8 protein-coding genes are annotated in these 8,435 nt (G+C 56.6%); 3 read left to right on the top strand and 5 right to left on the bottom strand.

Going from position 1 to position 8,435, the window contains the following annotated elements; translation table 11 throughout:
* Nucleotides 1-102 precede the first annotated feature (102 nt).
* Genes ACMKFF_RS00795 through ACMKFF_RS00805 form a run of 3 tightly spaced genes read right to left on the bottom strand, consistent with a single transcriptional unit; the run spans nt 103 to nt 4,993 of the window.
* Nucleotides 103-2,304, bottom strand: a complete 2,202-nt coding sequence (locus ACMKFF_RS00795) for an NHLP bacteriocin export ABC transporter permease/ATPase subunit (RefSeq protein WP_419495742.1) — start codon at nt 2,302-2,304, stop codon at nt 103-105.
* A 14-nt stretch (nt 2,305-2,318) separates the two neighbouring features.
* Nucleotides 2,319-4,502, bottom strand: coding sequence for an NHLP family bacteriocin export ABC transporter peptidase/permease/ATPase subunit (locus ACMKFF_RS00800; protein WP_178749984.1), 2,184 nt, complete (start codon nt 4,500-4,502; stop codon nt 2,319-2,321).
* An 11-nt stretch (nt 4,503-4,513) separates the two neighbouring features.
* Nucleotides 4,514-4,993, bottom strand: coding sequence for a hypothetical protein (locus tag ACMKFF_RS00805; RefSeq protein WP_419495743.1), 480 nt, complete (start codon nt 4,991-4,993; stop codon nt 4,514-4,516).
* 459 nt (nt 4,994-5,452) lie between these two features.
* Between ACMKFF_RS00805 and ACMKFF_RS00810 the strand changes: the two genes are divergently transcribed.
* From ACMKFF_RS00810 to ACMKFF_RS00820, 3 genes are read left to right on the top strand one after another with little or no spacing between them, the layout of a single operon-like run.
* The gene (locus ACMKFF_RS00810; RefSeq protein WP_178749979.1) at nt 5,453-5,719 is read left to right on the top strand and encodes a hypothetical protein; all 267 of its coding nucleotides are present in this window, start codon (nt 5,453-5,455) and stop codon (nt 5,717-5,719) included.
* Nucleotides 5,720-5,770: 51 nt separating this feature from the next.
* Nucleotides 5,771-5,929 (top strand): hypothetical protein, encoded by a 159-nt coding sequence (locus ACMKFF_RS00815; protein ID WP_419495744.1) that lies wholly within the window; start codon nt 5,771-5,773, stop codon nt 5,927-5,929.
* Between the two features lie 42 nt (nt 5,930-5,971).
* Nucleotides 5,972-6,982: a tyrosine-type recombinase/integrase gene (locus ACMKFF_RS00820; protein WP_419495747.1), complete on the top strand. Its 1,011-nt coding sequence runs from the start codon at nt 5,972-5,974 to the stop codon at nt 6,980-6,982.
* A gap of 31 nt (nt 6,983-7,013) precedes the next feature.
* Here the strand turns inward: ACMKFF_RS00820 and ACMKFF_RS00825 are convergent, their stop codons facing one another.
* Both ACMKFF_RS00825 and ACMKFF_RS00830 read right to left on the bottom strand, forming a co-directional pair.
* The gene (locus ACMKFF_RS00825) at nt 7,014-7,958 is read right to left on the bottom strand and encodes an IS3 family transposase (RefSeq protein ID WP_419495745.1); all 945 of its coding nucleotides are present in this window, start codon (nt 7,956-7,958) and stop codon (nt 7,014-7,016) included.
* A 2-nt stretch (nt 7,959-7,960) separates the two neighbouring features.
* Nucleotides 7,961-8,392, bottom strand: a complete 432-nt coding sequence (locus ACMKFF_RS00830; protein WP_419495746.1) for an HTH domain-containing protein — start codon at nt 8,390-8,392, stop codon at nt 7,961-7,963.
* Nucleotides 8,393-8,435 lie beyond the last annotated feature (43 nt).

Below are 8,435 nucleotides of genomic sequence, written 5' to 3' on the forward strand. Positions count from 1 at the left end.
CCATTTCTTTCTCCTTTGCTTCTTGATACGAACCGGAAGCGGAAAAGGCTAATGCAATCGGAAAATTTTCTCAAAAAATCTTCCGCGCGGCGTGTAGCGCCGTTACAAAGCGGCGTCCGGTACGTCGTCCAGCCTTTGGCGGGCCACCAGTTCGGCGAAGAAGCCGCTTGCGGCGATCAGCTCGTCATAGGTCCCGTCCTCGACGATCTTTCCTTGGTCGAGCACGAGGATGCGGTCGCATTGTCTGATGGTGGACAGGCGGTGGGCGATGACAATGCGGGTGCACTTCAGCCGGTCCAGCGACTCCGACACCTTTTTCTGTGTGATGTTGTCCAGCGCGCTCGTCGCCTCGTCGAACATCAAAATCTTGGGCTTCGGCGCGATGGCGCGGGCGATCATCAGCCGCTGACGCTGCCCGCCGGATATGCCGCCCGAGCCCTCCGATATGACCGTATTCATGCCCATGGGCATTCGGCGAATGTCCTCGGCGATGCCGGTCAGCTCCGCCGCCTCCCACGTGTCCTGCTGCGACAGCCACGGCGCGGAGATCACGATGTTGGAATAAATGTCGCCCTGAAACAGCTTTCCGTTCTGCATCACAACGCCGATGCGGCGGCGCAGGGAGCGCAGGTCGATCCGCTCCAGATCCTTGCCGTCGTAATAAATGGCGCCCTTCTGCGGCTTTTCAAAGCCCAGGAGCAGACGAAGCAGCGTGGATTTCCCGCAGCCGGTCCGGCCGACGATGGCGACATACTGCCCCGGACGGATCTTGAGCGAAAGATCGTCGAGGATCAGCGGCATATTTTCGTTGTACCGGAAGGAGACGTTGTTCAGCTCGATGCCGCCGGACAGCCGCTCGATGACCTGCTTGCCGTCCGAGACCTCGGGGACCGCGTCAAAAAACGGCTGGACCATCGTGAGAATGGGCCTGATCTGCGCCGCGCTCAGCGCGATCCCGGCGAGCGACAGAAACGCGCCGGAGACCATGCCGTAGGCCGTGTTGAAGGCATAGTAATCCGCCACAGACAGGCCGGCTCTTACTGACATATAATACATGACGAGCGTTCCCGTGAGGCTGATGGCAAGGCTGATGACGGAATTGAGCTTCAGGAACATCGGCGGATCGTACGTCATTTTTGCGCTCTGCGCGTAGAGGTTGCCCCATCTCGCGAAGGCGCGCTTCTCCGCGCCCGCCAGCTTGATCTTCTGTATCCCTGTGATCAGCGCGTAGGTCATACCGCTCTCCCGCCCGGAAAGCGTCATCTGCTCTGTGCTGATCTTCATTTGCGCCAGGGAGGAGACCACCGAGAAAACGACCGTGACGAGCAGGATCGCCAGCGCCGGTGCGACGAGCATCGGCGCATAGGCAAAGATCTGCGATATGTATATAAGGGAGAACAGCGAGGTCAGTCCGGTCGATAAGACCGTCGATACGAGCATCCGGCACAGCGGGCCGACCTGCGCCGCGCGGCTGGAGAGCTCGCCCGCGCTGTACTGCTTGAAGAAATCCGCCGGCAGCGACATGACGCGCATCATAGTCGCCGCCTCGACCGATAGATTCAGCTTTGTTTCGATCCGCGCTGTAAGCATACTTTTTACCGCGGAGAGAAGCAGCGTGCTGACGGAGACGCAGACGGTAAAGGCGGCAAGCGCGAGAAGAATGCGCGTATTCCCGGAGGGCAGCACGCGATCAAACAGCAGCCGGCTGAGCATCGGAGAGAGCAGCCCCACGAGCGACACGGCAAGCGTTGCCAGCGCGATCAAAACGAAGTCGGAGACGGAAAGGGTCTGCGCGATGTAGGCCGAGAGCGAAGCGATGCTGAGCTTCTTGAGCGGAAATGGCTTATAAAACGCGATCGCCTCATCGTCAAACAGGTGCTGATTTTTGCGTGTGATGCGCCGCGCCTTTCCGGTTTCATAGTCAAAGAAGCTGTAGCCGGAAAGACCGGACGGAATGAGCGCCACGACCCGTCCACTCTCCGACAGGGTGCCGAGCATTGCGCCTACGGCGTCGCGGTACCAGCCGTCCTCCAGCTTCACCGTGCGCCGCATGATGCCATACGGGCGCATCAGGAACTCAAGCTGCTCGTTCACATCCTTGATGCTGTCGGGGACCTCCCGGCTCTTTACATGGTAGTATTTCAATATTTCGTCGATCGCGTCCTTGGTAACGGCGCGGTCGCTGGTGAACGCCGCCTCGAACCGCTTTCCCATCACGGCGGACGCCATATTCGCAAAGGCCTCGGAAAACGCATCGTCGTCGTATTGCCTGCGCTCTTTTATCTGTTCGTCAAACCAGCCCATCGTGTCGTCACCTCCTACTCGTTGGACACCAGGCGCGTATAGGCGCCGCCGTTTTTCATCAGCTCCTCGTGCGTCCCGCGCTCCACGACATTGCCCTGCTCCATCACGATGATCTCGTCGCAGTCGCGTATGGTGGATAAGCGGTGCGCCACCACGATGCAGGTGATGCCGCGGTCCTTGATGGAGCGCACCACGTCGTATTCCGTTTTCGCATCCAGCGCGCTCGTCGCCTCGTCCAAAAGGATGATCGTGGGGTCCTGCGCAAGCACGCGGGCGATCTCCATGCGCTGGCGCTGCCCGCCGGAGAGGTCCTTGCCGCCCTCGGTCAGCTTATACTGATAGCCGCCCTCGCGCCGCATGATGTCCTCATGCAGCTGGGCATCCCGCGCCGCCATGATCATCTCGAAGTCCTCGATGGAGTTATCCCACATTTTTATGTTGTTTGCGATGGTGTCCTCAAAGAGAATAATATCCTGATCCACCACGGCGAGAGAGCCGGTAAACACGCAGCGGTCGATCTGCGAGATCGGTTTTCCGTCAAACAGGATCTCGCCGCTCCACGGCTTATAAAGGCCGGAGATCAGCTTGGAGATCGTGGATTTTCCGCAGCCCGAAGCGCCGACGAACGCCACGCGGTCCCCGGGCTTGAGCGTGAGGTTGAAATTCCGGATCAGCGGCTCGGCAAGGCGCGAATAGCCGAAGGTGACATTTTTGAGCTCGATGCTGCCGGACAGCTTGCCGTATTCCGTGCTCTCATCGCCGCCGTCTTCCGCAAAGATGTCGTCGTCGGGATAGCGCATCACGTCCTCGATCCGCTCCATATCGGTGCGCATTTCCTGCAGCGTCTGTCCCGCCGAAATGAGCGTCGTTGCGGGGGAGAGGAAGGAGGATAAAAAGCCCTGAAACGCCATGATCATGCCGACGGTAAAGCTGCCCTGCATCGCGAGGAACACGCCCGTCATCAGGACCGCGGTGCTGCAGATCGAGCTGACAAGCGCCGGCAGCAGTCCGAGGAGCTGGTTCATGCGCTGGAAGCGGACCTGACTGGTATTGACGCTCGCCTGATAACCCGCCCACTTTTCAAAAAAGCCGTTCTCCGCGCCGCTCGCCTTGATCGTTTCGATCATCTCGATGCCGGCGACGGTCGTTCCGGCGAGCTTGCCCGCGTCGCGCATCTGCACGCGGGTGAGGTTGATCCGCTTTTTTGAAATGACGCTGGAAAGGACCAAGTTGGCGAGGATCGAAACGAGTCCGATGAGCGTGAGGAGCACGCTGTAGCGGAGCATCACGACCAGGTAAAACACCATCATGGCGGCGTTCAGGGCAAGCGGTGCGAGCGTGCCGACAAGCTGCTCCGCGATCATCGCGTTTGCGCTCTGTCGGCCCTGAATATCTCCCGCCATACGCTGTGAGAAAAACGCCATCGGCATGTGCAGGACTTTCCACAGAAAGGTGGTATTTCCCACCATTGCGAGCTTTCCGTTGATCCGGAGGGAATAGACCGCCTGGATCCACGCGACAATGAGCTGAAGCACGCTGATGCCCGCGAGCGCAAGCGTGAAGGACATAAGCCACTCCGGGTTTTCGCCGGTCAGCAGCCGGTCGAGAAAAATACGGGAAAACGCCGGCGTCACAATGCCGAGCAGCGACGAAATGACCGTGGTCAATGTTACAAAAGCGATCGCGGTCCCTGCGCCGACCAGCCGCTTTTTCGCGTACTGCAGCATGGACTGCGGCTTGCCCTCGGGAACAAAGCCTTCGGCGGGCTCGAAGAACAGGCAGATGCCGGTGAAGGAGTCGTCAAAGGTCTGCATCGGGACGGAATAGGTCCCCTTTGCGGGGTCGTTGAGCACCGCCTTGTTGCCCCGAAAGCCGTTGAGAACGACAAAGTGATTGAAGTTCCAATGAATGATGCAGGGGAATTTTCCGTTCGCTTTCAGCCCCTCCGGCTCATACCGGTAGCCCTTTGCGGTAAGACCGTAGCTGCGCGCGGCGCGAAGAATGTTGCGCGCGTTCGAGCCGTCCCGTGAAACGCCGCAATCCAGACGCACCTGCTCGAGCGGAACCCACTTTTCGTAGTAGGCAAGGATCATCGCAAGACTTGCGGCGCCGCATTCCAGCGCCTCCATCTGCATGACAACGGGCACCTTGGCGACGCCCGCCGTGATCGGCGACTTGATCTTTTGTGCTGCTCTCATCTTCGCACACCTCAGTTCAGGACGAAATCAAGGGGCCTGACGCGCTCGATAATAACGGATACGGTATAAACGCCGTCCTTGAGATCGGGGGCCTCCGCCGACAGGGCGTGCACCCAGTCGCCCGCGGAGAGCCCAATGAGATGGAGCAGATAAGGGTCGGTGCTTTCGTCGAGCAGGATGGGCGTGCCCGCCGCATCGGACGCGGCCGCGTACTCGGCTTCGCCGACCGAGAGGATGGCGTCGCCGTCTGATCTGGCAAAATCACCCTCGCTCAAATAAACCGTCAAGCGTCCGTCCTCGCAGATGCCGCCGGTTTGTACGACGGTATCGAGATGCCCGAACGCACCCCATACGCAAACGCCGATCAGAAGCACAATGACCGCCGCGAGGATCATCCATACGCTTGGATTGGAAACGCGGATATAATCGTTCATCTGCTCCGGCGATGTGATCTTTTCCATGCTTTTTTGACGAAAGACCGAATGATTCATAACTCCGCACCCCTTGTTCAGAATAAATATAGTCTAACAATAGTGTATCACATTGCGCGATAAAGGCAAGAAAATCCACGCAATTCGGATATATATTTTCAGCCGTATCCGACTCGGCCATCGCAGACGGTCTGCTTTGAGCATCCAGGCATTGAAAAGTTCCGCGTGCGGAAGCGCGGAACATAAATTGCCGTTGGGACGACCGACAAGCCGAAGGAACGGGGAGGCGCAGATCCCGCGCGGCATGCAAAAAGCCTCGAGATCGTAAGATCTCGAGGCTTTTTGGCGTTCATAGGCTTTCCAGAAATATTTATCACGCCTTCCGTAAAAGAATATTTTTACAAAGAGTGACGTTAAATTTTTGCAAAAATTATTGCTCTTTAGCAGAAATGGGGCCCAAAGTATATGAATATGAAAAAGTGCTAAAATGTTGTTGAATCAAATGAAAGGGGAAGCGCAATGTATTTTACCGAAACGATGTTTAATCCTGAGTACATAAATCCGCCGTATTTTAAGCAGCAACAAACGCAAATGAAGAATCCCGCCACGAGGGAATTTACACGCTCCTACAAGGCCCACAACGCCCGCGTGCGGTACGGAACGATGACCAAGGCAGAGTTCACCGCATGGTCGAAGGATGCGCGTGCAAAGCGTGCAGACTGCGTAGCAGGCAAGCTGTCTCTCGAGGATTTTGTCGCGTGGCTCGACAGTGACAAACAACGATAAAACAACGGACTGACTGGCCGTTTTATGATTTCAGAAGAAAAGGAGGAAACATTGGCAACGCGAAAGACAAAAGGAGCCAAGGGCGGCGGCACGATCCGCCAGCGTCCTGATGGGCGCTGGAAGGCGCGCTATACCCTTGGCATTGATCCCGGAACGGGAAAACAAATTCAAAAATCCGTCTACGGCAAGACGCAGAAGGAGGTAAGATAAAAGCTTACCGCAATCACCGCGGAGATCGACAGCGGAACGTATATCCCACAGGATAAAACAACGTTCGAACAATGGCTTAATATCTGGCTGGACGAATACATGGGCGATAAGAAATACGGAACGATACGAAACTACAAAAATGCCTGCAGGTATCATATCATTCCGTATATCGGTCAATGCCGTTTATCCGATCTGAAGCCGCACATGATCCAAACCCTATATAACAGGCTTCAACGCGGAGAAGACGACAAGCCACCCCTGTCACCAAAAACCATCCGCAATGTGCATGGCGTTCTCAGCAAGGCACTCAATCAAGCGGTGTTGAATGAGATGATCCGCTCGAATCCGGCACAGTTGACCACTCTCCCACGCAAAGAGCAAAAAGAAATTGAGACTCTTTCCGACAAGCAAATTCAACAGTTTTCAGTGTTGGTCGAACAGGACAGCTATCGTGCCATTTTGAAGTTCATACTCTTCAGCGGAGTAAGAGAGTCGGAAGCGATTGGCCTGACATGGGACTGTATCGATTTTGACCGTGGTACGATTCGCATTCATCATCAACTGCTGCAGCGGCCCAAGAGCGCTGGTGGCTACACACTGGCCCCGCTAAAAAACGACAGAGAGCGTCTGCTGACGCCTCCGCCGACACTACTGGCCTTACTGAAAGAGAGAAAGCATGAGCAGATGCAGCAGCGCATGAAAGCCGGTCTTGCATGGCATGGATGGGGCTCTGCGGAAGAACAGAATACATGGTTCGTTTTCACGACGGAATTTGGCGATCACTACTGCCCGCAAACCGTATATGATCACTTCAAGAGGATAGCCAGACAGATTGGCGCGGAGAAAGCCAATGTTCACAGTCTGCGTCACACCTACGCTGTTCTATGCCTTCAAAACGGGGACGATGTAAAAACCGTGCAGTCCAATTTAGGACACGCAACCGCTGCCTTTACCCTTGATGTGTACGGTCATGTTTCGGAAAAAATGAAGCAGGACAGCGCAAACCGCATGGAAGCATATCTTCAAAGAACGATCTTCGGGAGGCAGGCGTGAACTTAAAGTGCTCCCCAAGTCAAGGACATTTTCATTTGACCCATAGCGGCAGCATACCGGCGGGGTACTCACCTGTGGTGATGTAGTGGTAATATTCGTTAGGGGATAGCTTCGCCAGATCCCACTGGCAGCGGTCGTTGTTGTAGTAATCCATCCAGCGGTCAATGGAGGCTTTGGCATCCTCAAAAGACGTCCACCCCGGGATCTCACTGGCCAGCTCGTCCTTCATGTGCCCGAAGAAGCTCTCTTGGGGCGCGTTGTCCCAGCAGTTCCCTCTGCGGGACATGGACCGCCGCAGCGTGCTGTTCTCCACCAGCTGGATGAACTTCAGACTGGTGTAGTGGGTCCCCTGGTCGCTGTGGATCACGGTCTCCTTGCTCAGCGAGATCCCATGGTGCTTTATCAGCAGCTGGACCGTTTCCAAAACAAAATCCACTTCCAGCGATTCGCTCATCGCATAGGCCAGGACCTGCTTTGTGCAGGCGTCCAGGATCGTGGAGAGGTAGCAGAATCTGCCGCAGAGCGGGATGTATGTGATGTCCGTCAGGAGGATGGCTCTCGGCCCATGAGACTCGAATTCCCGGTTGACCAAATTCTCCGCGGCGCTGCCCATTCGGATGGATCGCTGCAATCTGCGGTAGGGATTCGGCTTTCGGATGGGGCAGGTGAGCTTGTATTTCCGCATCAGACGGCGGATCTTCTTCACGTTCATTCGGATACCCATGTGCAAAAGCCGCATATGAATGCCGCGAACGCCCTTTGCGTAGCCCCGGAACCGGTATGCCTCCAGGATCTGTTCGAATGCCGCCCGGTCCTTCGCCTCCCGCAGCTCTCTGTTTTTTTCAGAACGCACCCAGTTGTAGTAGCCGGAGCGGGAGACACCTGCCAATTCGCACAGGTCCTTCACGGTGAGGATGTTGTTCCGATCCGCCAACACGGCGCGAATGGCCTCAAAGCTCTCTCCGGTGCTGTCCATGGCTATTCTCCCGGCTTGCCGTGCAGCCGCATGACTTTTTTTAAGAACGCCATCTGCTGCTGGAGACACAAAATCTCCCGTTTCATGCGTCTGGCGGCTTCGTCAGACGGGGCGGACGCCCCCTCTGTCTGGTTGTTCCCGCCGCCTGGTATACGCACACCGCCCCGGGCGCCCTCATGAAAGCCCTCCGGCGATCTGGCCTCCCGCCGGATGCGCTTTGTAGTATTGTGGATCCGCTCGAAACCCAGAACTTCCGTGTTATAGCCCAGCTTGCGGAAGGCGGCTGTGCCGGTGTAGCCCTGGAGACTGAGCGCCCAGAACGCCTCCTTGAAAGCGAGGGTGTAGGATATGCTGTCTGCCGTCACCCGCAGCGTGTAGGGGTTTGCCTGCAGATGCTTCAGTTCCTCTGGTGTGAATTTCTTCTTCGTGCCCATACAGCACCTCCGTTCGGTAGTTCTATCATAACACAGGTGCGGC

Source organism: Faecousia sp. (genome assembly GCF_048519415.1).
GTDB lineage: Bacteria > Bacillota > Clostridia > Oscillospirales > Oscillospiraceae > JAZOXB01.

Bases quoted from the DNA above. Each gene is read 5' to 3' on its own strand.
- ACMKFF_RS00805 (WP_419495743.1), bottom strand. From the start codon at position 4,993: ATGAATCATTCGGTCTTTCGTCAAAAAAGCATGGAAAAGATCACATCG.
- ACMKFF_RS00795 (WP_419495742.1), bottom strand. From the start codon at position 2,304: ATGGGCTGGTTTGACGAACAGATAAAAGAGCGCAGGCAATACGACGAC.
- ACMKFF_RS00810 (WP_178749979.1), top strand. From the start codon at position 5,453: ATGTATTTTACCGAAACGATGTTTAATCCTGAGTACATAAATCCGCCG.
- ACMKFF_RS00830 (WP_419495746.1), bottom strand. From the start codon at position 8,392: ATGGGCACGAAGAAGAAATTCACACCAGAGGAACTGAAGCATCTGCAG.
- ACMKFF_RS00825 (WP_419495745.1), bottom strand. From the start codon at position 7,958: ATGGACAGCACCGGAGAGAGCTTTGAGGCCATTCGCGCCGTGTTGGCG.
- ACMKFF_RS00800 (WP_178749984.1), bottom strand. From the start codon at position 4,502: ATGAGAGCAGCACAAAAGATCAAGTCGCCGATCACGGCGGGCGTCGCC.